Annotated in this window: 27 protein-coding genes and 1 riboswitch; of the genes, 6 read left to right on the top strand and 21 right to left on the bottom strand. The window is 70.1% G+C overall.

Annotation, left to right across the window (positions count from 1 at the left end; genetic code table 11):
- Positions 1–341: 341 nt before the first annotated feature.
- From hemL to hemE, 10 genes are all read right to left on the bottom strand, one after another.
- On the bottom strand, positions 342–1,673 hold the full coding sequence (gene hemL, locus AC1DHD_RS02820) for a glutamate-1-semialdehyde 2,1-aminomutase (protein WP_476878230.1): 1,332 nt from the start codon (positions 1,671–1,673) through the stop codon (positions 342–344).
- 5 nt (positions 1,674–1,678) lie between these two features.
- Entirely contained in the window at positions 1,679–2,806 is a 1,128-nt protein-coding gene (locus AC1DHD_RS02815) for an LLM class flavin-dependent oxidoreductase (RefSeq protein ID WP_476878229.1), read from the bottom strand.
- On the bottom strand, positions 2,803–3,786 hold the full coding sequence (gene hemB / locus AC1DHD_RS02810) for a porphobilinogen synthase (protein ID WP_476878228.1): 984 nt from the start codon (positions 3,784–3,786) through the stop codon (positions 2,803–2,805). Before hemB ends, AC1DHD_RS02815 begins: the two co-directional genes overlap by 4 nt.
- Positions 3,783–4,703, bottom strand: coding sequence for a uroporphyrinogen-III synthase (locus AC1DHD_RS02805; protein ID WP_476878227.1), 921 nt, complete (start codon positions 4,701–4,703; stop codon positions 3,783–3,785). Before AC1DHD_RS02805 ends, hemB begins: the two co-directional genes overlap by 4 nt.
- Before the next feature lie 20 nt (positions 4,704–4,723).
- Positions 4,724–5,722, bottom strand: coding sequence for a hydroxymethylbilane synthase (gene hemC, locus AC1DHD_RS02800; RefSeq protein ID WP_476878226.1), 999 nt, complete (start codon positions 5,720–5,722; stop codon positions 4,724–4,726).
- Positions 5,719–6,915 (bottom strand): ferrochelatase, encoded by a 1,197-nt coding sequence (locus tag AC1DHD_RS02795; RefSeq protein ID WP_476878232.1) that lies wholly within the window; start codon positions 6,913–6,915, stop codon positions 5,719–5,721. The genes hemC and AC1DHD_RS02795 overlap by 4 nt, the downstream gene beginning before the upstream one ends.
- Before the next feature lie 53 nt (positions 6,916–6,968).
- Complete coding sequence (hemQ, locus tag AC1DHD_RS02790) at positions 6,969–7,682, bottom strand: hydrogen peroxide-dependent heme synthase (RefSeq protein ID WP_476878225.1); 714 nt, start codon at positions 7,680–7,682, stop codon at positions 6,969–6,971.
- A 98-nt stretch (positions 7,683–7,780) separates the two neighbouring features.
- The gene (locus AC1DHD_RS02785; RefSeq protein ID WP_476878224.1) at positions 7,781–8,461 is read right to left on the bottom strand and encodes a hypothetical protein; all 681 of its coding nucleotides are present in this window, start codon (positions 8,459–8,461) and stop codon (positions 7,781–7,783) included.
- Positions 8,462–8,641: 180 nt separating this feature from the next.
- Positions 8,642–10,159, bottom strand: coding sequence for a protoporphyrinogen oxidase (hemG, locus tag AC1DHD_RS02780; RefSeq protein WP_476878223.1), 1,518 nt, complete (start codon positions 10,157–10,159; stop codon positions 8,642–8,644).
- A gap of 7 nt (positions 10,160–10,166) precedes the next feature.
- Positions 10,167–11,300, bottom strand: a complete 1,134-nt coding sequence (hemE, locus tag AC1DHD_RS02775; RefSeq protein ID WP_476878222.1) for a uroporphyrinogen decarboxylase — start codon at positions 11,298–11,300, stop codon at positions 10,167–10,169.
- Between the two features lie 158 nt (positions 11,301–11,458).
- Here hemE and AC1DHD_RS02770 point away from each other — a divergent pair, with 158 nt between their 5' ends.
- The gene (locus tag AC1DHD_RS02770) at positions 11,459–12,808 is read left to right on the top strand and encodes a glutamyl-tRNA reductase (RefSeq protein WP_476878221.1); all 1,350 of its coding nucleotides are present in this window, start codon (positions 11,459–11,461) and stop codon (positions 12,806–12,808) included.
- Positions 12,809–12,836: 28 nt separating this feature from the next.
- Here the strand turns inward: AC1DHD_RS02770 and AC1DHD_RS02765 are convergent, their stop codons facing one another.
- From AC1DHD_RS02765 to moeB, 3 genes are all read right to left on the bottom strand, one after another.
- On the bottom strand, positions 12,837–13,592 hold the full coding sequence (locus AC1DHD_RS02765; RefSeq protein WP_476878220.1) for a class I SAM-dependent DNA methyltransferase: 756 nt from the start codon (positions 13,590–13,592) through the stop codon (positions 12,837–12,839).
- Positions 13,593–13,657: 65 nt separating this feature from the next.
- Complete coding sequence (locus tag AC1DHD_RS02760) at positions 13,658–14,668, bottom strand: SDR family NAD(P)-dependent oxidoreductase (protein WP_476878219.1); 1,011 nt, start codon at positions 14,666–14,668, stop codon at positions 13,658–13,660.
- A gap of 82 nt (positions 14,669–14,750) precedes the next feature.
- Positions 14,751–15,962: a molybdopterin-synthase adenylyltransferase MoeB gene (gene moeB, locus AC1DHD_RS02755; protein WP_476878218.1), complete on the bottom strand. Its 1,212-nt coding sequence runs from the start codon at positions 15,960–15,962 to the stop codon at positions 14,751–14,753.
- An 84-nt stretch (positions 15,963–16,046) separates the two neighbouring features.
- On the opposite strand from moeB, the gene AC1DHD_RS02750 reads away from it, so the two are divergent.
- From AC1DHD_RS02750 to AC1DHD_RS02740, 3 genes are all read left to right on the top strand, one after another.
- The gene (locus AC1DHD_RS02750; protein ID WP_476878217.1) at positions 16,047–16,715 is read left to right on the top strand and encodes a TetR/AcrR family transcriptional regulator; all 669 of its coding nucleotides are present in this window, start codon (positions 16,047–16,049) and stop codon (positions 16,713–16,715) included.
- A gap of 51 nt (positions 16,716–16,766) precedes the next feature.
- A complete protein-coding gene (locus tag AC1DHD_RS02745) occupies positions 16,767–16,991 on the top strand; it encodes a DUF3107 domain-containing protein (protein ID WP_476878216.1) in 225 nt (74 codons plus the stop codon).
- Positions 16,992–17,064: 73 nt separating this feature from the next.
- Positions 17,065–17,367: a hypothetical protein gene (locus AC1DHD_RS02740; RefSeq protein WP_476878215.1), complete on the top strand. Its 303-nt coding sequence runs from the start codon at positions 17,065–17,067 to the stop codon at positions 17,365–17,367.
- Between the two features lie 102 nt (positions 17,368–17,469).
- Here the strand turns inward: AC1DHD_RS02740 and AC1DHD_RS02735 are convergent, their stop codons facing one another.
- The 7 genes from AC1DHD_RS02735 to thiO all read right to left on the bottom strand — a co-directional run bounded on the left by AC1DHD_RS02735 (position 17,470) and on the right by thiO (position 22,789).
- Positions 17,470–17,862: a VOC family protein gene (locus AC1DHD_RS02735; protein WP_476878214.1), complete on the bottom strand. Its 393-nt coding sequence runs from the start codon at positions 17,860–17,862 to the stop codon at positions 17,470–17,472.
- Positions 17,863–17,890: 28 nt separating this feature from the next.
- Positions 17,891–18,217: a YciI family protein gene (locus AC1DHD_RS02730; RefSeq protein ID WP_476878231.1), complete on the bottom strand. Its 327-nt coding sequence runs from the start codon at positions 18,215–18,217 to the stop codon at positions 17,891–17,893.
- Positions 18,218–18,354: 137 nt separating this feature from the next.
- Positions 18,355–20,049, bottom strand: coding sequence for a monocarboxylate uptake permease MctP (gene mctP / locus AC1DHD_RS02725; protein ID WP_476878213.1), 1,695 nt, complete (start codon positions 20,047–20,049; stop codon positions 18,355–18,357).
- On the bottom strand, positions 20,046–20,327 hold the full coding sequence (locus tag AC1DHD_RS02720; RefSeq protein WP_476878212.1) for a DUF3311 domain-containing protein: 282 nt from the start codon (positions 20,325–20,327) through the stop codon (positions 20,046–20,048). Before AC1DHD_RS02720 ends, mctP begins: the two co-directional genes overlap by 4 nt.
- 166 nt (positions 20,328–20,493) lie before the next feature.
- Complete coding sequence (locus AC1DHD_RS02715) at positions 20,494–21,300, bottom strand: thiazole synthase (RefSeq protein WP_476878211.1); 807 nt, start codon at positions 21,298–21,300, stop codon at positions 20,494–20,496.
- 5 nt (positions 21,301–21,305) lie between these two features.
- Positions 21,306–21,542, bottom strand: coding sequence for a sulfur carrier protein ThiS (gene thiS, locus AC1DHD_RS02710; RefSeq protein ID WP_476878210.1), 237 nt, complete (start codon positions 21,540–21,542; stop codon positions 21,306–21,308).
- Positions 21,539–22,789, bottom strand: coding sequence for a glycine oxidase ThiO (gene thiO / locus AC1DHD_RS02705; protein WP_476878209.1), 1,251 nt, complete (start codon positions 22,787–22,789; stop codon positions 21,539–21,541). The genes thiS and thiO overlap by 4 nt, the downstream gene beginning before the upstream one ends.
- A riboswitch (TPP riboswitch) is annotated at positions 22,780–22,897 on the bottom strand. It overlaps the preceding gene by 10 nt.
- Before the next feature lie 26 nt (positions 22,898–22,923).
- Here thiO and thiE point away from each other — a divergent pair.
- Entirely contained in the window at positions 22,924–23,628 is a 705-nt protein-coding gene (gene thiE, locus AC1DHD_RS02700; RefSeq protein WP_476878208.1) for a thiamine phosphate synthase, read from the top strand.
- Here thiE and AC1DHD_RS02695 read toward each other — a convergent pair whose 3' ends face one another.
- Positions 23,629–24,300 (bottom strand): ferritin-like fold-containing protein, encoded by a 672-nt coding sequence (locus AC1DHD_RS02695; RefSeq protein WP_476878207.1) that lies wholly within the window; start codon positions 24,298–24,300, stop codon positions 23,629–23,631.
- Between the two features lie 40 nt (positions 24,301–24,340).
- On the opposite strand from AC1DHD_RS02695, the gene AC1DHD_RS02690 reads away from it, so the two are divergent.
- Positions 24,341–25,888: an RNB domain-containing ribonuclease gene (locus AC1DHD_RS02690; RefSeq protein ID WP_476878206.1), complete on the top strand. Its 1,548-nt coding sequence runs from the start codon at positions 24,341–24,343 to the stop codon at positions 25,886–25,888.
- The last annotated feature ends 312 nt before the right edge of the window (positions 25,889–26,200 follow it).

Here is a 26,200-nt window from a genome sequence, read left to right as displayed (position 1 = left end):
GCCCAGGACGAGGGCACGACGGCCCGGAGTGTGCGGAAGTGAAGTGTGGGAAGTTGAAGCTGGTGTGGTGTTCATGGGAGTCGCCTTTCGCGTTTTTGCCTGGCGGGCGCTCCCAGCTGCGACTATGCCCGTCGCGCGATCGTTGACTTCAGGGGAGCACCCATTGTGGATACTGCGGACATGGGTCTCACCTCCTGTGGTTGATTTACGATCACCGGAATATTCGCACACGGTCGCCGCCGTGCGCAATGGGCATCGGCGCGGCGCGGGATTGCCGGCTGGCCGCGCCAGGGTCGCCGGGCCGGGCCGGGCATACTGGCCCGGCCCGCCGCGGCCCCCGCTTACGGCTGCGCGGCCGCGGCGGCCTTCGCTGCCGCCGGCAGGGCGTCGAAGATCCGGTTCATCGCGGCGTCGTCGTGCGCGGCGGAAAGGAACCATGCCTCGAAAACGGACGGCGGCAGGTACACCCCGGAGTCCAGCATCGAGTGGAAGAACGGCGCGTACCGGAAGACTTCCTGGCCCTGAGCGTCGTCGTAGTTGTGCACGCCGCGAGCCGACGTGCCGAACGCGACGGAGAACAGGTTCCCGGCACGCTGGATGGAGTGGTCCACGCCGGCGGTGTCCAACGCCGAGGACAGCGCGCCCGAGAGTTCCAGTGACCGGGCATCCACGAAGGAGTACACGTCCTTGGTGGCATGCGTGAGGGTCGCGACGCCGGCGGCCATGGCCACCGGGTTCCCGGAGAGGGTGCCGGCCTGGTAGACCGGGCCCACCGGGGCGAGGTAGTCCATAACCTCGGCACGCCCGCCGAGGGCCGCCGTCGGCATGCCCCCGCCGATGACCTTGCCGAAGGTCAGCAGGTCCGGGGTCCACGGTTCCGCGGCGTCGGCGGCCCCGCCGGTCAGGCCCCAGTAGCCGGAGTACCCGGTGCGGAAGCCGGTGAGGACTTCGTCGAGGATCAGGAGTGCGCCGTGCTCGCGCGTGATCCGGGCCAGCCCGGCGTTGAAACCCTCGCCGGGGGTGACCACACCCATGTTGGCCGGTGCGGCCTCGGTGATCACGGCGGCGATGTTGGGTCCGTGCGCCGCGAAGGCGGCTTCGACGGCGGCGAGGTCGTTGTACGGCAGCACGAGGGTCTCGGCGGCGGTGGCGGCCGTGACGCCGGCCGAACCCGGCAGCGCGAGCGTGGCGAGGCCGGAGCCGGCGGCCGCGAGCAGACCGTCCAGGTGGCCGTGGTAGCAGCCGGCGAACTTGATGACGAGGTTGCGTCCGGTGAAGCCACGGGCCAGCCGGATGGCGGTCATGGTGGCCTCGGTGCCGGTGGAGACCATCCGGACCCGCTCGGCTGCCGGAACACGTTCCTGGACGATGGCGGCGAGGTTCGCCTCGTCAGGGGTCGAGGCGCCAAAGGAGAGGCCGCGGTCGACGGCGGCGTGCACGGCCGCGAGGACGTCGGGGTGGGCGTGGCCCAGCAGCGCCGGCCCCCAGGAACAGACCAGGTCCACGTACTCGGCGCCGTCGGCGTCAGTCAGGTAGGCGCCCTTGGCGGAGACCATAAAGCGCGGCGTACCGCCCACAGAGCCGAAGGCACGGACCGGAGAGTTGACGCCGCCGGGCATCAGGCTGCGGGCGCGGTCAAAGAGTTCCTCGTTGCGAGGGTGGCTGGAAGTCATGGTCCCTATTCTTTCAGTGACTGGTCGGGTGCGGATGCCGCGCCGGACAGCAGCGCGTGCACGCGGGGCGCCACCTCGGTGCCAAACAGCTCGATGGAGCGCATCATGGCGGCATGCGGAAGGGTTCCGTTGCTGTATTTGAGGTCAAAACGGTCCACACCCAGGTTCCGTTTGAGCAGCGTGATCTTGGTGGCGACAGTTTCCGGTGAGCCGACGTAGAGGGCCCCTTCGGGGCTGCACAGGTGGTCGAACTCCTCCCGGCTGCCCGGTCCCCAGCCGCGCTCCGCGCCGATCTGGTTGCGCTGTCCGAGCCAGTGCGGGAAGAACTCCTCCCGTGCTTCCTCGTCCGTGGCGGCGAGGTGTCCGGGCGAGTGGGTGGCCATCTGCTGCATGGGGTGCCCGTACTTGGCCATGGCTTCGCGGTAGAGCCCGGCGAGCGGTCCGAAGGAACGCGGCTGGCCGCCGATGATGGCGAAGATGATCGGGTAGCCGTACTCGGCACAGCGCAGCACGGATTCGGGGGTGCCGCCGACGCCGATCCAGGCCGGCAGCAGGTGGTGCTCCAGCGGCGGGTAGACGCTGAGCCCGCGAATCGGCCGGCGGGTCCGGCCCTCCCAGCTGATCGGTTCCTGGGCCCTGGCTCTGTCGAAGAGTTCCAGCTTTTCCTCGAACAGGACGTCGTAATCGGCCAGGTCCAGCCCGAAGAGCGGGAAGGATTCGACGAATGACCCGCGGCCCAGCATCACCTCGGCGCGGCCGTTGGAGATGGCATCGACGGTGGCGAAGCGCTGGAATACGCGGATGGGGTCATCGGAGCTGAGCACCGTGACGGCGGAACCCAGCCGGATGTTCTTGGTGCGTGCGGCTGCGGCGGCGAGGAAGACCTCGGGTGCGGACACGGCGAAATCCTTGCGGTGGTGCTCCCCCACCCCGAAGGCGTGCAGCCCCACCTGGTCGGCAAGTTCGGCCTGTTCCAGCAGCTGCCGCAGAACCTGGGCGTGCGGGACCGGGTGGCCGTCGGGGAACACTCCGACGTCGCCGAAGGTGTTCAGGCCCAGCAGGATGGTGTCCGTTCCTACAGGGGCGGTCGGGTTGGCTCCTGCCGCCGGGCCGGGCGTGGCCGGGGCGCTCATCGGGCGTCCTTCAGCCAGCCGGCGAGTTCCGCGGCCCAGTAGGTCAGGACCATGTTGGCGCCGGCCCGTTTGATGCCGAGCACGGATTCGGTGATGGCGGCGCGCCGGTCGATCCAGCCGTTGGCCGCTGCGGCCTCAATCATCGAGTACTCGCCGGAGATCTGGTAGGCGGCAACGGGGACCGGGCTCATCGCGGCAACGTCGGCAAGAATGTCGAGGTAGCTCATGGCGGGTTTGACCATGACCATGTCAGCGCCTTCCTCGAGGTCCAGTTCCACTTCGAGGATCGCTTCGCGGCGGTTGGCGGCGTCCATCTGGTAGGTGCGCCGGTCTCCGGTGAGCTGCGAGTCGACAGCTTCGCGGAAGGGCCCGTAGAAGGCGGAGGCGTACTTGGCTGCGTACGCCACGACGGCGGTGTTGGCGTGGCCGGCTTCTTCCAGGGCCTGCCGGATGACGGCGATCTGGCCGTCCATCATGCCGGACGGGCCAAGCACGTGGGCACCGGCCTCGGCCTGGGCCACGGCCATCCGGGCGTAGATCTCGAGCGTCGCGTCGTTATCGACGTAGCCGTTCGCGTCCAGGACGCCGYAGTGCCCGTGGTCGGTGAATTCGTCGAGGCACACGTCGCTCATGATCACCAGCTCGTCGCCGACCTCGGCCTTGACGTCGCGGATGGCCTTGTTCAGGACACCGTCCGGGTCCAGGGAGGCCGTGCCGCGGGCGTCGCGTTCGGCCGGGATGCCGAAGAGCATGATGCCGCCGACGCCCAGCTGGACGGCTTCGGCGGCGGCGCGCTTGAGCGAGTCGGTGGTGTGCTGCTGCACGCCGGGCATCGAGGCGATGGGGTTCGGTTCGCTGAGGCCCTCGCGGATGAAGGCGGGCAGGATCAGTTCGGCCGCGGAGAGGCGGTATTCGGCCGTCAGCCGGCGCATCGCGGGGGTGGTGCGGAGCCGGCGGGGGCGGTGGGTCGGGAAGCTCATGTTGGGTCCTTCACAGTGTGCTCGGGGTCAGGGTGGGGTGCGGGGTGAACCGGGTCCAGGGCCTGGATAACGGCGGCGACGAGTCCGGTGGCGGTGGGTTCCTCGGCGACGGCGGCGACGGGGAGCCCGAGGGCGAGGGCCTCGGCCGCCGTCGAGCGTCCGATCGCCACGAGCAGGCAGTCACCCAGTGGCGAGAGGCCGGCATGGATGCGGCGGGCCGCGCTCGGTGAGGCGGCGACGACGGCGTGCAGGGCTCCGGCGTCGAGGGCAGCCTTGGCGTCCGCCATGGCCAGGACGACGGCGTCGTCGGCTGCGGCCGCCGGGCTGCCGGGGAGGCTGCGCCGCGGGTCCGCAGGATAGTCGACGGTGCGGTAGGCGGTGACGGCCTGGACCGAGGCGCCCCGCGCCGCCAGTCCCCGCCGGAGCCGCGGGTCGGCGATGTCCGCTTGCGGCAGCAGCACGCTGCCCTGGCCGCCGGGCCAGATGTCGAGGAGGCCCGCGCCGGACTGCTGCCCGGCCGGGGCGAGATCGACGGCGATGTCCCGGGCCTCCAGCACGCGGCGGGTGGCCGGGCCGATGGCGGCGACCTGCAGGCTCCCCGGCAGCCAGGCGCTGAGGTCCTTACCGCGTTCGGCCGCTTTGGCTTCGAGGACCTGGACGGTGGTCACGCTGCTGACCACCAGCCACGAGTAGGCTCCGGCGCCGAGCGCGTCAAAGGCAACGTCCAGGGAGTGCTGGTCCGGGGCGAGCTCAAAGTCGATGAGCGGCAGCAGCAACGGTTCGGCCCCGGTCTCGCGGAGGGCCGCCACCAGCGCACCGGCTCGGTCCGGACTGCGGGTCACCAGGACCCGGGCACCCTCAAGCACCCTGGGCCCGGCCTCCCCGTCCGGCCGGCGGCTGGCGCTGCGGCGTCCCATCAGGCTGGAATCCGTCCGGCTCAGGAAGCTGCCAGGTCGGCGATGTCGGCAGCGCCGGCCGCGAGCAGCGCCTCGGCCAGTTCGATGCCCAGCAGGGTGGCCCCCACCTCGGTCAGCCCGTCGGTGACCTTGGAGTCCCGGACGGTTGCGGTCCCGTCCACGGCACACACCACGGCTTCGAGGTGCAGCATGCTGCCCTTGCGTTGGGCGTAGGCTCCCACCGGGGCTGCGCAACCGGCTTCCAGCCTGGCCAGGAGGGCGCGCTCGGCCGTGACGGCCAGGCGCGTGTCGGGATCGTCCAGGGCCGCGAGGGCCTGGGCGAGCACCCCCTGTGATCCCTCAGTGGACCCTGCCTTCCGCGGGGCATCCCCGGTGCGGCACTCGATCGCGAGGGAACCCTGGCCGGCGGCCGGCAGCATCACGGTGGTGTCGAGGTACTCGGTGACGGCGTCCTGCCGGCCGATCCGGTGCAGGCCGGCGGCGGCGAGCACCACGGCGTCGAGGTCGCAGGATTTGCCCTCCACGACGTCGTCCGTCGTGTTCCCGGGCAGCCCCGGGACGCGGCCCAGGCGGGTATCAACGTTGCCGCGGATGTCCCGGATGTCGAGGTCAGGGCGGGCCGCGCGCAGCTGGGCCGCGCGGCGGGGCGAGCCGGTGCCGACGGTGGCGCCGGCCGGCAGCGCGGCGAGGGTGAGGCCGTCCCGGGCGCAGAGCACATCGCGGACGTCAGCGCGTTTGGGGGTCGCCGCGAGGCTCAGTCCGAGCGCCGCGCCGGTGGGCAGGTCCTTCAGTGAATGCACGGCGACATCGCACGCGTCCCGCAGGAGGGCGTCGCGCAGCGCGGCCACAAACACACCGGTGCCGCCCATTTGGGACAGCGGGCCGGTCAGCACGTCACCGTCGGTGCGGATGTGCACCAGTTCCACCGGGAAACCGCCGACGGCGGCCAGTTGGTCCGCGGTCTGTTGGGTCTGGGTCAGGGCCAGTTTGCTGGCCCGGGTGCCGATCCGGACCGTCACAGCGCGGCCTGGCCGGCCGTGGACGACGCCGTGCCGGCCGGGTAGGGGTCGTGCCCGGTCCCAACAGAGGTGTCTGCGCCCGCGATGGTGGGCTTTTCGCCGCGGAAGTTCGCGCAGCAGCCGGGGCGGCAGACGTCGTACCAGGGGCCGAGGTTGGTCAGGTGGGGCCGGTCGGCGATGGTGTTCGCCGCGGTCCGCTCGCTGATGAGGTCCACGATTCCGGCCACGAATTTACGGTGCGTTCCGGGGGTGGGCACACGGGTGGCGGCGATGCCGAGCTTGCCGCAGGTTTCCAGGGCTTCGGTGTCCAGGTCCCAGACCACCTCCATGTGGTCGCTGACGAAGCCGAGCGGCACGATCACCACGCCCTTGACTCCCTGGCCGGCGAGTTCCTCGATCGCGTCGTTGATGTCGGGCTCAAGCCACGGCACGTGCGGGGCGCCGGAGCGGGACTGGTATACGAGGGACCACGGTGCGGTCAGGCCGGTCTCGGCTTCCACCCGGCGGATGACCTCGGTGCCTGCCGCGAGGTGCTGGGCCACGTAGGCGGAGTCTTGTTCGAACTGGCGCGGTTCGCCGTCGGACCGTCCGGCGGCCTCGGCGTCGCGGGTCGGAATCGAGTGGGTCGCGAACAGGATGTGGACCGGCGCGTCAGGGGTTCCGGCGGCGGCCAGCTGGGCCCGGACGTCGGCGAGGCCGGCGGCGGTGCCTTCGATGAACGGCTCCACAAAGCCGGGGTGGTCGAAGTACTGGCGTACCTTGTCCACTTCGAGTTTGCCGTCCAGACCTGTCTCGGTCAGGGCCATGCCGATGTCCTCGCGGTACTGCCGGCAGCTGGAATAGCAGGAGTACGCGCTGGTGGTGATCATCAGGACCTTGCGGTGACCGGCGTCGTAGATTTCCTGCAGGGTCTGCGGGATGTACGGGTCCCAGTTGCGGTTGCCCCAGAACACCGGGAGCCCGATGCCGCGGGCGGCGAGCTCGGTTTCCATGGCGGCCTTGAGCTGGCGGTTCTGTTCGTTGATCGGGCTGATGCCGCCGTTGGCGCGGTAGTGGTGCGAGACCTCTTCGAGCCGTTCGTCCGGGATGCCCCGGCCACGGGTGACGTTGCGGAGGAACGGGATGACGTCCTCCTGCCCCTCGGGGCCGCCGAAGGAGGCGAGCAGAACGGCGTCGTACTCCTTGGGCGCCATCCGGCCGGCCTCGGTGATGGGGTTCACGGCGGTGAGCGCGGCGTCGATCGGGCTCACGCGAGGACCTCGGCGATCTCCGTGGCGTTGATGCGCCGCCCGGTGTAGAAGGGGATTTCCTCGCGGACATGGTGGCGGGCCTCGGTGGCGCGCAGGTGCCGCATCAGGTCAACCAGGTCAACCAGTTCCGGGGCTTCCAGGCCGAGGATCCATTCCCAGTCGCCGAGGGCGAACGAGGACACCGTGTTGGAGATGACCTGCGGGAAGTCCCTGCCCAGGAGGCCGTGGTCACGGAGCATTGCGCCGCGCTCGGCGTCCGGCAGCAGGTACCACTCGTAGGAGCGGACGAAGGGGTAAACGCAGAGCCACTCGGCCGGCTCGACGCCGCGGGAGTAGGCGGGCGTGTGGTTCTTGGCGAACTCGGCCTCGCGGTGCACGCCCATGGCGGACCATGCGATCTCGGTGCCGGTGAACAGCTTGCTGCGGCGGATGTCGCGCACGGCCCGCTGCAGGGCCTCGGCACGGGGACCGTGCAGCCAGACCATGATGTCTGCGTCCGCCCGCATTGCCGAAACGTCGTAGCTGCCGCGGTGGACAACGCCGTCTTCGGCGAGCCGCCCGATCAGGGCGTCGAAGTCCTCGGCGGCGTCGCCGCTGCGCAGGACGTCCGCGGAGCGCTTGAAGACCGTCCAGAGCGTGAAGAATTGCTCGGTCGATTCCTCGGCTGCTGCTCCGGTTTTAGTGACAGATTCGGCAGAAGTGTGGCTCATGCATACCAGTTTGCCCCCTCCCCCGGGCTAAGTCGAAACAGAGCACTTCTACAAGGCGTAGAAGTGCTCAATTTCACAGCGGGGCGGGGTTGGCGGGTTTAGATCCGGCGCATCCGCAGGACCACTGCTCCTGCTCCGAGGGACACAGCCACCAGGCAGATCCCCCAGCCCACCAGTGCGGAGGGCCCGGACGACTGCACCGAGGACGCCGCCTGCATGGTGTCCCCGGACGGGCTGGGCGACGCCGGGGTCGCTTCCTTGGCGGCGGACATGGTGGTGGCGGACCGGGGCGTTCCGCTCGGAGTCGCCGACGGGGTGCCGGCCTTGCCGGCGGCGGTGCCGGTAGCGGCTTCTGACGGCGTGCCGGGCGCGGCGGCCTGGCTGCCGGCGGCGGGGGCCTGCACGGGGGCCGGTGCCTGCTGGGTGCCGGAGGCCTGGGTGCCGGTGGCCTGGCCGGTTGCGGGCACGGCGGGCGCCGGCTGCGGGGCCGTGGTCCCCGGTGCGGCAGGTGCACTGGCCTGCCGGGTGGCGCGCTGCGCCGGCGTCTCAGTCGGGTCCGGCGCGGCCGACGACGGCGGCGCGGTGCTCTGGGTAGGGGTGGGGCTGCTGGAGCCTGACGTCGGGGAGGGCGACGGCGACGGCGACACGATGCCGCCGATCAGGTCGCCGATGCCCACGGAAATCGAGGCCGAAGGGCCGTCCGGGCTGGGCGACGGGGTGGCCGCCTGTGTGGCAGGAACTCCTGCGGTGAGAGCCAGTACCGCTCCGAGCGCTGCCACTGCCGTGCCGCGTCGAAGTCCCCCATGGTGACCGGCCGGCGTTTCTGGAACCTCGGACCTGTGCATAACCATGGTCATCGACCCTAGCCGCTGAACGGCGCGGGGGAAAATTTGCGGAAACACCCCTGTTCCGGTTAGCGCGTCCCCGTCCGGAGCCGGACGGCGGCCCGCTGGGACCCGTCAAGGGAGCAGGGACGCCACCTGTTTCGGGGTGTCCGCGACGATCGCGGCGAGCCCGTTTCCGGACAGCCAGCCCCCGACCACGGCGAGGTTTCCTTCAGCGGCGCAGAGCCGCCGGACCTGGTCCACCCGCTGCCGGTGGCCCAGGGTGGCGAAGGGCAGGGCGCCGGACCAGCGCACCACGTCCCAGCCGACGACGTCGCCCGCGGACAGCCGGACACCGAGCAGCGACGAGGCATCCCGGAGCGCGGCATCGAACAGCTCGTCGTCGCTGCGGGACACGGGGCTGCCGGCGGCGGGTTCGTCCCCGCCGCGACCGTAGGAGAGCCGGAGGACATGCCGGCCCGGCGTCGTGCGTTCGGCCAGCCACGCCCATTTTGCGGTGGCATGCGTCAGGGCCTTGGCCAGGACGCCGGGGCTCTGCGGGGCCACGAGCACCCCGGTCCCGCGCGGTGCGGCGTCGAGGGCGGGGCGGTCCAGCACCAGGGTCACCAGCCGCACGTCGGGGCCGGCTTCCGGGCGGAGTGATTCCAGGGCCGGCAGTGTGCCGGCGAGAAGGTCGACGGCGGCCGGCCCCTCGATTGCCACCACCAGCCGTTCGGCCTCGTACCGGGCGGTCCCTGAGGTTACGCGCCAGCCGCCCGACAGGCGCTCCACAGCGTCCGCCCGCGAGGAACTGAGCAGGCTGACGTCCAGGCCGCGGAGCTCGGCCAGGAGCGCCGCGATCAGGGTGTGCATGCCGCCACGGAGACCGGCGACGGCGGATCCCGCCTTCGCGGGACCCGGCTGGCCGGCCGCCTGCCCCGGGTGTTCCGGGTGCTCCGGGCGCTCCGCAGGCTGCTGGCGTTGCGCGCCGACGGCGGCGGGTCCGCGGCGTTGCGCGGCGACGGCGCCGGCGAGGGAACCGTGGGCCCGGATGCCGGCCCGCAGCCCCGGGGCCACCATGTCCACGTCCAGCAGGGCGGGGTCCGCGGAGTGCACGCCACCCACCACGGGGGCCACCAGGCGTTCCAGGACGCGGCGTCCCATCCGGATACGGACCAGGTCAGCGACGCTGGTGGCCTGCGATGACGTGCCGGCCGTGGCCGGAAGCACTGCGTCCAGGGAGGCACGGAGGGATCCCCACAGGCCCAGCGAACGGCGCACCTCGGGGTCCCAGGGATTAGCGGGGATGCCCAGGACCCCGGTCTTGGGCAGTTCCYGGGGTCCTTCGGGGAGCTGGACCCAGGCGCCCCCGGGGTTGGGCGGAACGATCTGCGGGCCGAGGCCCAGGTCCTCGGCCAGGCGCGCCACCGCAGTGGACCGGGTGGCGAAAGACTCGGCGCCGTTGTCCAGGGTCAGGCCGGCCACCACGTGGCTGCCCACGCAGCCGCCCCATTCCGCGGAGGCCTCCAATACCGTGGTCCGGACGCCGGCGCGGGCCAACTCCCGGGCGGCAAGCAGGCCGGAGATGCCGCCGCCCACCACGACGGCGGTCGGCGCGGGAAGGGCGGAGCCTGCGGCAGGGCCTGTGGCCATCCGGGGCCTACTCCGGGTCGATCGAGTGGATCAGTTCGACGACGCGGGTCAGCACCGCGGCGTCGGTCTCGGGCGGCACGCCGTGGCCAAGGTTCAGGACGTGGCCCGGAGCCGAGGCGCCGGCGGCGATGACATCCCGGACGTGGGCCTCGAGGATCTCCCAGGGCGCGGACAGCAGTGCAGGGTCGATGTTGCCCTGCAGCGGCACGGTCCCGCCGAGCCGGCGGTTGGCTTCGTCCAGGGGCAGCCGGTAGTCGACCCCCACAACGTCCACACCGACATCGCGCAGCGCAACCAGGAGTTCCGACGTGCCGGTACCGAAGTGGATCAGCGGGGCCCCGAGGTGCCGGACGTCGTTCAGGGCCCGGGCCGATGCCGGCGCGACGTAGCGGGAGTAGTCGGCCAGCCCCAGTGAGCCGGCCCAGGAATCGAAGAGCTGGCCTGCGGAGGCGCCGGCCTCCAGCTGCGCCCGGAGGAACATCCCGGAGGCATCGGCGGCCCAGTTGGCCAGCGCCGTCCACGTTTCCGGGTCGGCGTGCATCATGGTGCGCGGGCCGAGGTGGTCGCGGGAGGGCTTGCCTTCAACCATGTAGGCGGCCAGGGTGAACGGGGCTCCGGCGAAGCCGATCAGTGGGGTGCTGCCCAGCTCGGCAACGGTGAGGCGCACGGCCTCGCGGATGGGCTCAAGGGCTTCCCAGGTCAGCTGCGGGAGGGCAGCGACGTCCGCGGCGGTGCGCACCGGCTTCTCCAGCACCGGGCCGACGCCGGGGACGATGTCCACGCCGACGCCCGCGAGCTTCAGCGGGATAACGATGTCGGAGAAGAAGATCGCTGCGTCGACGTCGTGCCGGCGCACCGGCTGGAGGGTGATCTCGGAGGCGAGTTCCGGGCGCAGGCAGGAATCGAGCATGGCCACGCCTTCGCGCACCTTGAGGTATTCGGGCAGCGACCGGCCGGCCTGGCGCATGAACCACACCGGGCGCCGGGACGGCTTGCCGCCGCGGTACGCGGTGATCAGCGGTGAATCGGCGGTGCGGCCGTCCATCAGGGGGTGGCCGGCGTCGAGGCCGTTCATTGCAGTGCCGTCGATTGCCGTTCCGTCGACGGCGGTGCCGTTCGTTGCCGCAGCGCTAGGTGTCATGCCTTTGATTGTGCCGAAAATCGGCCCCAAAAGATAACGACAACCTGTCAGCGAAGGCCGCCGGTCCCCTGTCGTGGCGGGAATCACAGCCAGGGGTGCGCAGTCCCACGTCCGGTAGTTGTTCTACACGGGCACGAAAAAGCTATGATTGTGGTGCTGTGGTTCTTTTCTCATTGGTGGCTACACACGCCGACATCGACCTGGAAACCGTTGCTCAACTGAGCACCGGCGCTTCCGGGCTTGCCACATCCGCCCTCGCCGGATCGCCGGCGGTGTCGGGTGCCGTTGTCCTGGCCACGTGCAACCGGTTCGAGATTTACGGCGAAGCCCCGCACCCTGACGACGTCGAGGCGGCGCGTGCCGCGCTGGTCTCCCAGATCAGCGGCGCCAGCGGCCTGAGCGAACAGCTCGTCTCCCGCTCCTTTAATACCCGCACCGGCCCGGATGTCACGCGGCACCTGTTCGCCGTCAGCTCGGGCCTGGATTCCGCCGTCGTCGGCGAACGCGAAATTGCCGGCCAGGTGCGCCGGGCCCTGATCGCGGCCCAGCACGACGGGACGGCCAGCGCCGGACTCGTGCGCCTTTTCCAGGCCGCCTCCAAGACCGCCAAGGACGTCGGGGCGCAAACCGCCCTGGGCTCCCGCGGGCTCTCGATCGTCTCTGTCGCCCTGGACCTGGCCACCGATCTGTCCGAAAACCCCGACTGGTCCAGCAAAAAGGCCGTGGTCTTCGGGACCGGCGCGTATGCCGGGGCCACCATGTCCCTGCTGCGTGAACGGGGCTGCACCGACATTTCCGTCTTCTCCTCCTCCGGACGCGCCGCCGGCTTTGTCGCCACCCGCGGCGGCACCGCCCTGGACAGCGCAACCCTGCCCGGCGCGGTGGCGGCCGCCGATGTGATGATCGGCTGCAGCGGCTCGGACAACCGCGTCGAAGCGCCGGAGCTCGCCCGGATCCGCTCGGCCTCGCCGCAGCCGCTGATTGCCATCGACCTGGCGCTGACCCACGATTTTGACCCCGCAGTGGCGGAGCTCGACGGCGTGGAACTGCTCACCCTTGAATCGGTCCGGCTGGCCGCCCCGCAGGAACAGGCCGAGTCCCTGACCCAGGCCAGCGGGATTGTTGACGGCGCCGCAACCGCCTTCGAGCAGGAACGGCAGTCTCGCTCCGTCGATTCAGCCATTGTTGCCCTGCGCCGCCACACCATGGACGTGCTCGACGCCGAAATGGAAAAGGTCCGCGCCCGCCACGGCTGCACGGCCGCTGCCGAGGAAGTGGAGTTCGCGCTCCGCCGGATGGTCAAGCAGCTCCTGCACGTCCCCACGGTCCGGGCCCGCGAGCTTGCTGCCAACGGCCAGCAGGACGATTACGTGGCCGGCCTCGAGGCGGTCTACGGCATCACGGTCGAACAGCCCGCCGCTGCACGGCCGGCTGCCGACGCCGCCGCCGAATGCCCGGTGGACCACAACTCCCTCCCAGCCGTCGACGGCCGCCGGGAAACCGCCTGACCCTCGGCGTCAGGCCACCCCGGCCACGTCAGCCTTCGCTGAGCCGGTACACCGAGACGTGGCTGCGGGACTCCGCGGTAAATTCGCTGCGGTCCCAGTCCGCCCAGCGGGATTCCAGTTCGAAGCCGGCCAGGCGCGCCATCAAGTCAAGCTCGCTGGGCCAGACGTAACGGTGCGGCGTCCGGCCGATCCGGGCATTCCTGCCGTCCGAGAGTTCGGGGCCAAACCGCACATGGTGTGAGACGACGTGCTGACGCAGCACATCGTAGGTGTCGACCAGCAGGTATCCGGGCTCGCTCACTTCCACAGTTCCGCCCCTCCCGGGGGCCAGCGAACGCAGCTGGGGGACCCACAGCTCAATGACGAAGCGGCCGCCGGGGGCAAGGTGGCGGGCGGCGTTCTGGAARCASCGSACCTGWTCGTCCTGSGTCARGAGGTTGGCGATGGTGTTGAASACSAGGAATGCMAGCGAAAAGCCTGTCCCGGCCGACGCGTCGACCATGCTGCCCTGGACCACCGGAATGACGTCCGCCCCCGGTTTCTCGCGGAGCCGGGCGATCATCGCGTGCGAAAGTTCGATCCCGCTGACCTGCACGCCCGCCTCGGTGAGGGGAAGGGCCACCCGGCCGGTGCCGACAGCGAACTCGAGTGCCGGTCCGCCGCCGGCCAGCGCGGCGAGGACCTCGACGGTGGGCCCGAGGACCTCGGGGGCGAACATCCCCTCCCCCGGGGTGTCGTACTGCTTGGCGGCGTCCTCGTCCCAGAGCTCCTGCTGGCTGATCATCGGGCCACTATTGCACCGGCGCCGTCCTTTCGCCAGTGGCCGGCCCGCGCCGGGTCCCCTTCGGACTAGTGTTCCGTCGCGAACGCGTCTACACCCGTCAGCCCGGCCGACAGCTGCCACAGCCGTTCGGCGTCCGCCCGGTCCACGGCATGGGCGTCCACTCCCCTGATCCGGGCCAGCGGCGTCCCCGTCTCGGTGGGCTCGGCGACGTCGCAGTCCTCGCAGTAGACGCCGCCCTTGCCGTCAAGCTGCGGGGAGGTAGCCGCCCACACCGACGTCGCGGCGCCCTGGGCGGGGGTCTTGAAGTGCTCGTTGAGGTTGCCCTCCGCATCCATCCAGCCGGAGGCGATCATTTCCTCGCGGGGAAGGTGGCGCTGCAGCTCGGTCATGATGCCGCCCGGGTGCACCGCGAAGGCCCGCACGCCGGAGGACCGTCCGAGCGCGTCCAGCTGCACCGCGAACAGGGCGTTCGCCGTTTTGGCCTGCCCATAGGCCTTCCACTTGTCGTAGCCGGTGTCGAAATTGATGTCGTCGAAGCGGAGCGGCGAGAGTTTGTGGCCGGTCGAGGACAGTGCCACCACCCGGGCACCGTCCCCGGCGGACAGGGCGGGCCAGAGCAGGTTGGCCAGCGTGAAGTGGCCCAGGTGGTTGGTGGCGAACTGGGATTCCCAGCCCGGACCCACCCGCTGCTCGGGGCTGGCCATGATCGCCGCGTTGTTGATCAGGATGTCCAGGCTGCCGCCCTCGCCAAGGAACCCGGAGGCGAGGAAGTCGGCGGCGAAGGACCGCACGGCGTCGAGGTCGGCCAGGTCCAGCGCGGCGACGCTGACATCCGAGAGGCCGGCCTCGTCCAGGACCTTGCGGGCGTGGTCGGGGCGGCGTGCCGGCACCATCACGCGGGCACCGGCCGAGTGCAGCGCGCGGACCGTCTCCAGGCCCAGCCCCGAATACCCTCCGGTGACCAGCGCGGTTTTCCCGTGCAGGTCGACGCCGGCGACCACCTCCGCCGCCGTCGTGCGCGGGCCGAACCCGGACCCGATCCGGTGCTGCGGGGTGGTGCTGCTGTCTTCAGTCATGGCGGTGCCTCTCCGGTTGGGCCCGTGCGGGCCGGGGAATCGTCGCCGGGCAGGGTGGCCGGGGACAGCTTTGGGTCGGACGCTAGTAGACCGGCTTTTCCGGTTCGACGTCGCGCACCCAGGCGAGGATGCCGCCCTCCAGGTGGCTGACGCGCTCGTAGCCGGCGGCCCGGGCGGCTGCCAGGACTGCCGCGGACCGGGTCCCGGCCTTGCAGTGGAACACAATGTCCGTGTCCTGCGGCAGTTCGGCCCAGGCCTCGCCGGCGAGGATCCTGCCCTGCGGAATGAGCGTGGCGCCCTCAATCCGGACAATGTCGAATTCCCCGCTCTCGCGCACGTCCACGAGCTGGAAGTCCTTGAGCCCGGCCTTGCGGGAGGCGAGCATCGTGGCGAGCTGGGTCGCGGTGACGGTGTGCTCGGTGCCGGCGTCCGCGGCGGGGGTGATGCCACAGAAGGCCTCGTAGTCGGTGAGCCCGGTAATACGCTCCGCCTCCGGGTCACGGGAGACTTTGATTTCGCGCCAGCTGCCGCCCAGGGCGTCGAAGAGCGCCACCCGTCCCAGCAGGGAACGTCCGACGCCGGTGATCAGCTTGACCGCCTCCGTCACCATCAGCGAGCCGACGGCGGCGCACAGCATGCCGAAGACGCCGCCCTCGCCGCAGGACGGGACGGAGCCCGCCGGCGGGGCCTCCGGGTACAGGTCCCGGTAGGTGGGGCCGTATCGCTCCCAGAACACACTGACCTGCCCGTCGAAGCGGAAGATCGAGCCCCACACGTAGGGCTTGCCGAGGATCGCCGCGGCATCGTTGACCAGGTAGCGGGTGGCGAAGTTGTCGGCGCCGTCGACGATGAGGTCGTAGCCGGCGAAGAGCTCCAGCGCGTTGCCGGCGTCCAGCCGGACGTTGTGCAACCGGACATCAACCAGCGGGTTCAGGGCCGCAATGGCATCGCGGGCGGATTCGGTCTTCGGCCGGCCAACGTCGGCGACGCCGTGGATCACCTGGCGCTGGAGGTTGCTGAGGTCAACTGCGTCGTCGTCGATGATGCCCAGGGTTCCCACCCCGGCGGCGGCCAGGTAGAGCAGGGCGGGCGAGCCGAGGCCGCCGGCCCCGATGACCAGGACGCGGGCGTTTTTGAGGCGGCGCTGCCCGAGTGTGCCGATCTCGGGAATGATCAGGTGCCGGGAGTAGCGCTCCACCTCTTCGGGTGTCAGTGCGTCGGCCGGTTCAACCAGCGGCCCGGCGGCAGGGGCCGGGGTTGCGGGGGTGCCGTTAGCGGTCAACTGGGAAGCCATACTTCAATGTATGCCCGAAGATGCGGCCAGGTCATATTACCCCCGCGTAAAGTGGAGCTAACAGCGAGGGAAGGCGGGCCTACAGTGGTTCATCAGGCACCGGTCGAGCACGGCCACACCGGAAAGTCGTCGGCAGGCCAGGCACGGGGCGGCACCCAGCGTTCGGCGCGCCTGCCGCGGGACGAGCGGCGGGCGCAGTTGCTCGCCGCCGCGCAGGAAGTTTTCGTAGCCAACGGCTACCACGGTGCTGCCATGGACGAGATCGCCGAGACGGCCCACGTGAGCAAGCCGGTGCTGTACCAGCACTTTCCGTCCAAGCGGGAGCTGTACCTGGCCCTGCTGGACAGCCACCTGTCCACCCTCACCGAGCTGTTGCTGGGCGCACTGAACTCCACCACGGACAACGACGAGCGCGTCCAGGCTGTGATGCGGGCCTATTTCCGCTTCATCGCCAACGACGACCAGGCGCACCGGCTGGTCTTCGAGTCGGACCTGGTCAACGACCACGACGTCAGCGCCCGGCTGGAAACCTTCAACAAGACCTTCGCCGACGCTATCGCCCGGGTCATCGCCGAGGACACGAAGCTGCCGCTCCTGGAAGCCCAGCTCCTGGGCCGCGGCCTGTCCGGCATGGCGCAGGTCAGTGCCCGCTATTGGCTCGAAACGGACGGAAACCTGGACCTCGATGTGGCCAGTGACCTGATTTACCGTTTAGCTTGGCGCGGAATCTCCCGCTTCCCCAAAGAGTCCTAGAGTAGAAATAGAAAACACCCTGAACACTTTGATTGGCTKGGAGGCCTTGCTGTGGAAGTAAAGATCGGCATTCAGAACATCGGCCGCGAAATTGCCCTYGARTCSAACCAGGACGCGGAYGCGGTGGCGACGCTCGTTGCCGAGGCCATTTCCAAAGGAACCGAGCTCCGCCTGACCGATGAGAAGGGCCGCCTGGTCATCATCCCGGCGAACGTCCTGGGCTACGTGGAAATCGGCGCCGAAGAAGTCCGCCGCGTCGGTTTCGGCGCCCTCTAGCTACCCGGCGCGCGCCCGGCCCAGCGGCGCCGTCGTCCCGAACCCTCAACCCGCAGTTCACAAAGGAGTCTGAATGCTGTCACTGATTGTGGTCGCCATGGTGGCCGTGGCCGCGGGTTTTGTGGTGTGGGCCAATGACAGGCGCCACGCGAAGTACGGCATCACCGTTCCGGCCGGGATCGCCCTCGGGGTCGGGATGCTGAGCTGGATTATCTTTATGGCTGCGGGCTTCGGCTACCAGCCCGGCCTGACCTGGATCCCGTGGATACTGCCCCTGCTGCTGGGCGCCGCGGCCGCGGTAGGTGCTGCACTGTTTCTCGGCAGGACCCGTGCCAAGCACGACATCGCCCGGATGACCGCTATCCTGCGGCTCTAGCCGGTCTGCGGCTCTAGCCGGTCGCGGCACACGGCGCGTCGCGGCACACAGCACTGTGGCCACTCCCCCTCGGGCGAGTGGCCACAGTTCTTTAACCTGGCCTCAGTGCTGGTGGGCGTCCTTGACCTCGGGCCGTGTGGCCTCCTGCAGGACCCAGCGGTTCCCATCCGGGTCGCTGAAATAGGCGAAAGCGATCCCGCCCATGTCCTGGACCTCGCTGATCTCCGCTCCGCGGCGCAGGAGTTCCGTGCGGGTGGCGGCCATGTCCGGCACCACCAGCTGCAGGCCTTCGAGGCTCCCCGGCGCCATGCCGGTCATTCCCGTGCCGATGACCACCGAGGTGGCCGACCCGGGCGGCGTGAGCTGGACGACGCGCATGCCCGGGATGTACTCGACGTCGTGGTCCAGGGCGAACCCCATCTTTTCGGTGTAGAACGCCTTGGCGGCATCCACGTCGGCGACCGGTACCTGGACAACTTCGAGGCGCATTTCCATGGTCATCACACTACCCCGCCGTCCACGGCTAGGATCCGAAAGGCCACACGGGCCTGATCTCGATTTTTCCGAACTTTGCCATCGGATGCTTGGAAGCGACCTCGATCGCCTCGTCCAGCCCGGCGCAGTCGATGATGTCGTAGCCGGCCACCCACTCCTTCGTTTCGGCGAACGGGCCGTCCACCACCATCAGCCGCCCTTCCCGCACCGTGACGGTGGTTGCGTCCTGCACCGGGCGGAGCCGGTCACCGTGCCGGGCGATCCCCCGGGCCTCCACGTCGGCGGACCATTCCTCGATGTTGTCCTCCGCGGCCACGTAGGCGGGTGCGGTGGGATCGGTGCAGATGAAGAGCATGTATTCCACGCTGGCTCCTTGGGTTGGTTGTTGTTAGCTACATCTCTACTACGTGCGGGCAAGCGCGAAAAAGACATCGGCCGGAAAAATGTTTTCCGGCCGATGTCTACTGCTGGTCAGTACGTGTCTCCTGCTGGTCAGTACGTGGGGCCTCCCGGCTCGGCCAGCGGGTGCTCGCGCTGGAGTTGGGCCACCTTGGGATCGTTCTCGTCGGCGCCGTAGTCCGAGGACCGGGTGATGTCCGTGCCTTCCCGGACTTTCATGGCCCGGAAGAGCGCCGTCAGGACGGCCGCGACGATCAGGTTGATGGCGAACGCCACCACCGCGATGTACACCTGGATGTCGGTGCCCGGGATCGCCGCGATGGACCCGCCGAAGTGGGCCTTCGTCACGGGGTTGACCACGTTGTACGCAGCGATGGTGCCGTACAGGATGCCGGCCGCCCAGCCGATGAACAGTGCCCGGCGGTGGAACCACCGGGTGTAGAGCCCGGCCACGATCGCCGGGAAGGTCTGCAGGATCCAGATCCCGCCGAGCAGCTGCATGTTGATTGCTGCGGACTGGTCCATCGCGATCACGAAGATCAGGGCACCGAACTTCACCACGAGGGATGCGATCTTGGAAACGCTCGCTTCCTGGCGGGGGGTGGCGTCGGGCTTGATCAGGTCCCGGTAGATGTTCCGGGTGAACAGGTTGGCGGCGGCGATGGACATGATGGCCGCCGGCACCAGGGCACCGATGGCGATCGCGGCGAGCGCAATCCCGGCGAACCAGGACGGGAAGTGGTCCAGGAACAGCTGCGGCACCACCAGCTGCGGGTTGATGGTCCCGTTCAGGTCGGTCGGTTTAGTCCCCGCGTAGATGGCCGCGTAGCCCAGCAGTGCAAGGAACCCCAGCATGAGCGAGTAGAGCGGCAGCACTGCGGCGTTCCGGCGGATGGTGTTCCGGCTCTTGGTGGCCAGGACGCCGGTGATCGAGTGCGGGTACATAAACAGGGCCAGGGCGGAGCCGAGGGCCAGCGTCCAGTACGCCGAGTAGCTGGCGGCGCCCGGGATAAAGGCCCCCGCCGGTTTGCCCGTGGCCGGGTTGACGGTCCCGAGCTTCGTCTGGGCGGCGTCGAAGATGGTGCCCCAGCCGCCGAACTTGATGGGCAGGTAGATCACCGCGACGATCACCGCAAGGTAGATCAGGAGGTCCTTCACGACGGCGATCAGGGCCGGAGCGCGGAGGCCCGAGGTGTACGTGTAGGCCGCCAGGACCACAAACGCGATGATCAGCGGCAGGTCTGTCAGCAGGACGTTCTCGGCGCTGCCCAGTCCGAGGACGGTGAGCACCGCTTTGATGCCCACCAGTTGCAGGGCGATGTAGGGCATGGTGGCGACGATCCCGGTGACGGCGACGGCGAGTGTCAGCGCCTTGCTGCCGTAGCGGCCGCCGACGAAGTCCGCCGGCGTGACAAAACCGTGCCGGTGCGAGACGGACCACAGCCTGCTCATCAGCAGGAACACGATGGGGTACAGCACGATCGTGTAGGGGACGGCGAAGAAGCCGCTCACGGCTCCGGTGGCCCACATGGCCGCGGGAACGGCCACAAAGGTATACGCGGTGTAGAGGTCGCCGCCCAGCAGGAACCAGGTCACCCAGGTGCCGAAGCCGCGGCCGCCCAGGCCCCACTCGTCCAGGCTGTGCAGGCCGGTGTTTTCCTCCCGCCGCCACCGCGCGGCGAAGAAGCCGAGGGCGGCGACCAGGACAAAGAGGACGATCACAATGGTCAGAGCCACACCGTCGACCGGCCGGTCCGGTGCTGCCAGGGGCACGGCTGCGGGGTTCATCGTTCCTCCCCCATCCCGGCCTGGCCCCGGACAGCTTCACGCCGCCGGCGGTCCTCCTTGGTCACCAGCCAATAGGAGATGCCCACCAGGGCCGCGGTGACCGGGATCCAGGCCATTTGGTACCAGTAGAAGAACGGGATACCCGCCAGGCGCGGCTGGTCGAAGGAGTATCCGGGTACAAATAACGGAACCACGATCGCGATCAGCAACAGAATTCCGGAAATCACGTACGGGCCGGGCTTGGCCGGCCCCCGCGTTGGCACATCAGGACTGGACATCGTCGCCTCCTCCTCGAGACGGGCCCCCGGTGCGGGAAGGCTTCCCGGGACGTGCCGGCGACCTGCAGACCACGGTGTGCCGCGGTCTAAGGGACACAATAGACACGTTGCCGTTTCCGCAACAGTGCTCAACTACCCTGCAGTACGTTTCCGTGGCCCGCTGCGGCTAGAGGAACTCGGCACGGCCCTCCATGGCGGAGGACGCGAGCGCGTGTTCCCGCCGCGGAATCCGGCCCGCCAGCCGTGCCAGGCGCCCGGCGATGACGGCGTGCTTGAATGCCTCGCCCATCAGGGCAGGGTCCTGCGCCCGGGTGACGGCGGTGGCCAGCAGCACGGCGTCGCAGCCCAGCTCCATGGCGAGCGCCGCGTCGGACGCGGTGCCGATGCCGGCGTCAAGCACCACCGGCACCGAGGCCCGGGACACGATCAGCTCGATGTTGTGCGGGTTCAGGATGCCCAGCCCCGTGCCGATCGGGGCGCCCAGGGGCATCACGGCGGCGGCACCCAGGTGCTCAAGCCGGAGCGCCAGGACGGGGTCGTCATTGGTGTAGGCAAAAACCTTGAAGCCACGGCCCACCAGCTGCTCCGTTGCCTCCACCAGTTCCAGGGCGTCCGGCAGCAGGGTGTGCTCATCGGCGATGACTTCGAGCTTCACCCAGTCCGTCTCCAGGGCTTCCCGTGCCAGTTCGGCGGTAAGCACGGCGTCCCGGGCGGTGAAGCAGCCGGCGGTGTTGGGCAGCACCCGGATGTTGTGGTCCGCCAGCAGCTGGAACAGCGATCCGCTCTCGGCCGGGGAGTAGCGGCGCATGGCCACCGTGGTGAGCTCGGTGCCGGAGGCCACCAGCGCGGCGCCCAGTCCGTCGAGGCTGGGCGCGCCTCCGGTGCCCATGATCAGCCGCGAGCGCAGGTCGACGCCGTCCACGGTCAGCAGGTCACGGCCCGGCTCGGTCTGGGTYAGTACGGTCTCTTCCATGGCGTTTATCCTCCCTGCACTGCGGTGACGAGTTCGACGTCGTCGCCCTCGGCGAGCGCCGTCGCGTGCCATTGGCTGCGCGGGACCACCTCGGCGTTGCGGGCGACCGCGACGCCGAGCTTCCGCCCGTCCGTGGCCTGGCCGTTGGCGGCAAGCGGCCGTCCGGTGACCCCGCTGACCAGGGCGCTGACGGTGGCGCCGTCGGCGACGGCGTGCTGTGCTCCGTTGAGCCTGATGTTCATGCTGGTGTCCTGTCTTTTGCTGAGAATCTATGGGCCGCGGCCTGGGGGCGGGGAAAGCGGTCGGGGCGGAACCGGGCCCAGCGCGGATCCGGCCGGCCGTCCAGCAACGCCTGGCAGATCGCCGCGGCGGCCGGAGTCAGCAGGACCCCGTGCCGGAAGAACCCGGTGGCGATGATCAGGCCCTCGATGTCAGGGCCATCCCCCGGACCGGCGACCCGCCCGATCAGCGGGGCGTTGTCCGGTGTGCCCGGCCGCGCCCGCGCTGTGGCTTCCAGCAGTTCGAGTTCGGCGACCGCCGGAAGAAGCTGCTGGGCGTCACGCAGGAGCTGGTAGACGCCGCCGGCCGAGACCGCGCTGGCGGTCGAAGGTGCGTCCTCGCGCTGGGTCGCGCCGATCACCACCGTGCCGTCGTCCCGGGGCACGATGTACACCGGGACCCCGCGGACCAGCCCCCGGACCGTGGAGCCCAGCAAGGGACGGAGCCGGGGCGGCACCCGCAGCCTGAGGATGTCACCGTAGACGGGGCGCAGCGGCAGCACCAGCCCCTGCGGCAGGGCCTGCAGATCGGTTGCGCCGAGGCCGTTGGCCACGACCGTTTCGGTGGCGCGGATATCTCCCCCGCCCTCCAGCCGGGCCCCGGCGACGCGGCCGTCATCCCAGAGCAGGGCGGCCGCCCGGCTCGGCACGGCCACGAATTCTGGGTCGGCGGCCAGCAGACGCCCCATCCGTGCCAGCAGCCGCCGCGGGTCCACCTGGTGGTCGGCGGGGATGGCGAAGGCGCAGGAGATGCCGGGGCTCAGGAGGGGCTCCCGGGACCGTGCCTCCCGCACCGTCAGGGGGTCCACGGCCAGGCCGCACGCCAGCTGCACCTCCCGCAGGTCGGTGAGCGCCCGGCGGTCGGCGGCGTCCACGCCGACGGCGAGGGTCGGCGTCGTGCTGTAGCCGGTGCTGCCCGGCTGCGGGCCGCCGTCGGGCAGGCCCCCGGGCGCGCCGTCGGCCAGGCTGGCGGCGAAGGCCGGCCACAGCCTGGAGCCTTCGAGCATCAGGGCCAGGAGGTCTTCCTCCTGGTAGTGCAGTTCGCTGACCGGCGCCAGCATGCCGGCGGCGGCCCAGCTGGCGCCGCTGCCAGGGGCATCATCGATGAGGGCCACAGTCCGGCCGGAGCGGCGCGCTGCCCAGGCGATTCCGTGGCCGATCACTCCCCCGCCGATCACGGCGACGTCGTACGGTACGGCTGGTGGGGTCATGGTTTCCTTCCCTACGCCGGTACTAACCGGATCAGGTCAAGCGGTCGGCTCTGACGCCCTCTCAGCCCGGCGGCCGCGTACGGCCCGCGGGCTCCCGCGGTATGCGCCCAGTTTAGAGGAACTACGCTTGGGATATGAGCCAGGACCTGCACACCACCGCCCGCCTGTATCTGTGCACTGATGCACGGAAAGAGCGCGGGGACTTTGAAGATTTTGTCGACGCTGCCTTTGCCGGCGGGGTGGACATCATCCAGTTGCGGGACAAGTCGCTGGAGGCGGCCGAGGAACTGGAGCTCCTCGGGGTCCTGCACGCCACGGCGCAGCGGCACGGCCGGCTGTGGGCCGTCAATGACCGCGCCGACCTCGCCTCGCTGGCGGGTGCGCCGGTCTTCCACATCGGCCAGAAGGACATTCCGTTCACGGCGGCCCGCGACTTCCTGGGCAAGAACACGGTGATCGGCATGTCCACCCACACGCCGGACCAGGTGGACGCGGCCATCGCCGCCTCCCCGGGCCGGACCGGCTTGGACTACTTCTGCGTGGGGCCGGTCTGGGCGACGCCCACCAAGCCTGGCCGCGCCGCGGTCGGAACGGACCTGGTGCGGTACGCCGCCGCGGCGATTTGGCGGGCCTCGGAAGCCGGCGTCGGCAAGGTCTCCGGAGTGGTGCCGTGGTTCGCGATCGGCGGGATCGATCTGGGCAACGTGGAGCAGGTGGTCGACGCCGGGGCCCGCAGGATTGTGGTGGTCCGGGCGATCACCGAGGCCGCGGACCCGGCGGGCGCAGCGCGCGCCCTGCTCGCCGCGCTCGACGCCGGCGCGGATTCCGACGTCGGCTAGCTAGCCCGCGAGCCCCAGCCCGGACATCCGGCGGGAGTGCCCGGCGGCGAGTTCCGCGGTGAGCTCCCGGGCGAGCTCACCGGCCCGGGCCGGGTCCTCACCGGCCAGCCCGTCGAGGAACGCGTGGTCCACACTGACCCGTTGGGCCTGGGTGAGCGCCTCGCCGAGCAACCGCCGGGCCCACAGGGCCAGCCGGGAGGCCAGCCGCGGGTCATCGGCCAGCGCCGCCTTCAGCCGCTCCCGGAGCACGGCCGTCGCGTCGCCTGCGGACTGGACCTGCTCGATCAGGCCGGCCGTCCCGGCGTCCACATAACCCGAAACCCGCCGGTAAAAGTCGGCGGAGACCGTGTCGATCACGTACGCCTTCATCAGTGACTCGTACCAGTCGGCGGGCCGGGTGCGCTCATGGAAGTGGTCCACCGAGGCCYGGAACGGCTGCATCGCCTCCTCCGCGTCCACGCCGAGTTCGGCCAGTTTCGCGCAGACCAGCTCGAAGTGCTGGAACTCGATGACGGCAAGGCGGCCCAGCACGGACCGGTCGTGCAGGGTGGGCGAATACCGGGCGTCGGAGGAGAGCCGTTCGAACGCCGACAACTCCCCGTAGGCCATAACGCCCAGCAGGTCCCTGCGGAAACGGTTGAAGCGGGCGGGCTCATCCGGGGAGGTGCTCATGCTTCAACACTAGCGGCGGAAATCGGGCTACCCTGATTCCGTGTCTCATCATCGCCTGACTCCGAGCGTCCGACAGCAGCAGAACCAGCTGGCCCAGGCGCTTAACGCGCTGCGCACCGTCCTGGAACTGCCGGGACCGTTCCCGGCCGACGCGCGGCGGGACGCCGAGGCCGCCGTGGCCGGCCATGAGCTGCCCGGCCTGGACCTGACGCACGTGGAGTTCGTAACCATTGATCCGGCGTCCTCCACGGACCTGGACCAGGCCCTGTACATCGACCGCTCCGGTGACGGCTACAAGGTGTTCTACGCGATTGCCGATGTCCCCTCCTTCGTGGCTCCCGGCGGTGCACTCGACGCCGAGACCAGGCGCCGCGGGCAGACGTTCTACACCCCGGACGGCCGGATCCCGCTGCACCCCGAGATCATCAGCGAGGCCGCCGGCAGCCTCCTCGCCGACCAGCTCTGCGCCGCTTTCGTCTGGGAGTTCGACCTCGACGCGGCCGCCGAGGTGTCCTCGGTGCGGGTCCGGCGGGCGCAGGTCCGCAGCCGTGCCAAGCTCAGCTACCACGGTGTGCAGGCGGACCTCGACGCCGGGACCGCCGCGCCCGTGCTGCAGCTGCTCAAGGAGGTGGGCAGCAAACGGGTGGAGCTCGAGCGCGCCCGCGGCGGGGCAAGCCTGAATATTCCCGAACAGGAAATTGAGCAGCTGCCCGACGGCGGCTACCGGATCGTCGCCGCCCCGCCGCTGCCGGTGGAAGACTGGAACGCCCAGATTTCCCTGATGACCGGGATGGCCGCCGCCGAGCTGATGCTGCAGGGCAAGGTGGGCATCCTGCGCACCATGCCGGCCCCCGATGAGCGCTCGCTCCGGCACTTCCGGCGCCAGACCGGCGCCCTCGGCAAGCCGTGGGACGGCCGGATCAGCTACGGGGAATACCTGCGGACCCTGGATCCCACCGACCCGCGCCAATTGGCCATTGTGCACTCGGCCGGGATGCTGTTCCGCGGCGCCGGCTACACCCCGTTCGACGGCGTGGTTCCCGAGGACGCCATCCAGTCCGCCATCGGGGCGGCGTACGCCCACTCAACGGCCCCGCTGCGCCGCCTGATCGACCGGTTTGTCCTCGTCATCTGCGAGGCGCTGTCCAACGGCGACGAGGTTCCAGGGTGGGCCCGCGAGGCACTGCCCTCCCTGCCGGCGATCATGGCCGCCTCCGACCAGTTGGCCGCCAAACTCGAGCGGCTGGCGCTGGACACAGTGGAGGCCGCCCTGCTCATCAACCACGTCGGCCAGGAGTTCGACGCCGTCGTCATCTCCGGATCGAAGCCGGCCAAAAACGGTGCACCCAACGGCGCGAATGGCGCGAATGGTGCGAACGGTGCGAATGGTGCCCCGGCCAACGCCAACGGCAACGGCAACGCGAATGGAAACGGGAACGGCAACGGCCCGTCCGGGATCGTCCAGATCGCCGAGCCCGCGGTGACGGCACGCTGCCCCGGCGAGCTGGAGTCCGGCACCCAGGTGCGGGTGCGTGTGGTATCCGCGGACATCGTCACGCGGGAGGTCCGGCTGGAGCTGGTGGGCTGAATTACCCCGTCCGGGCCCAACACCGCACCCGGAGCCGGTGTGGCCTGTGCCGCGCCGCTGCCAGCCGCCGTCGGGGTTCCGAACGCCGAACAGCTAGACTGGAACGGTAGTAATGGATGCCCGGTCGTTGATTTCCATTTTTTATGAATTCAACAAGCCCGCCCCTACGCGATCTTGAGACACACCCGCTGGTCCCAGTGCCAGCACCTAGATAGCCCGCGATCGGCTTCCACTGGACATGCTTGCGCGCCTGTGCGTGCTCCGGAACGGCCGCCCGGCCGGCCCCGTCGAGCAAGCAGCGCAGCCCAAATG

The sequence above is a fragment of the Arthrobacter sp. 05L45_2 genome (assembly GCF_056397525.1).
This window is presented reverse-complemented; position numbering and strand designations above follow the sequence as displayed.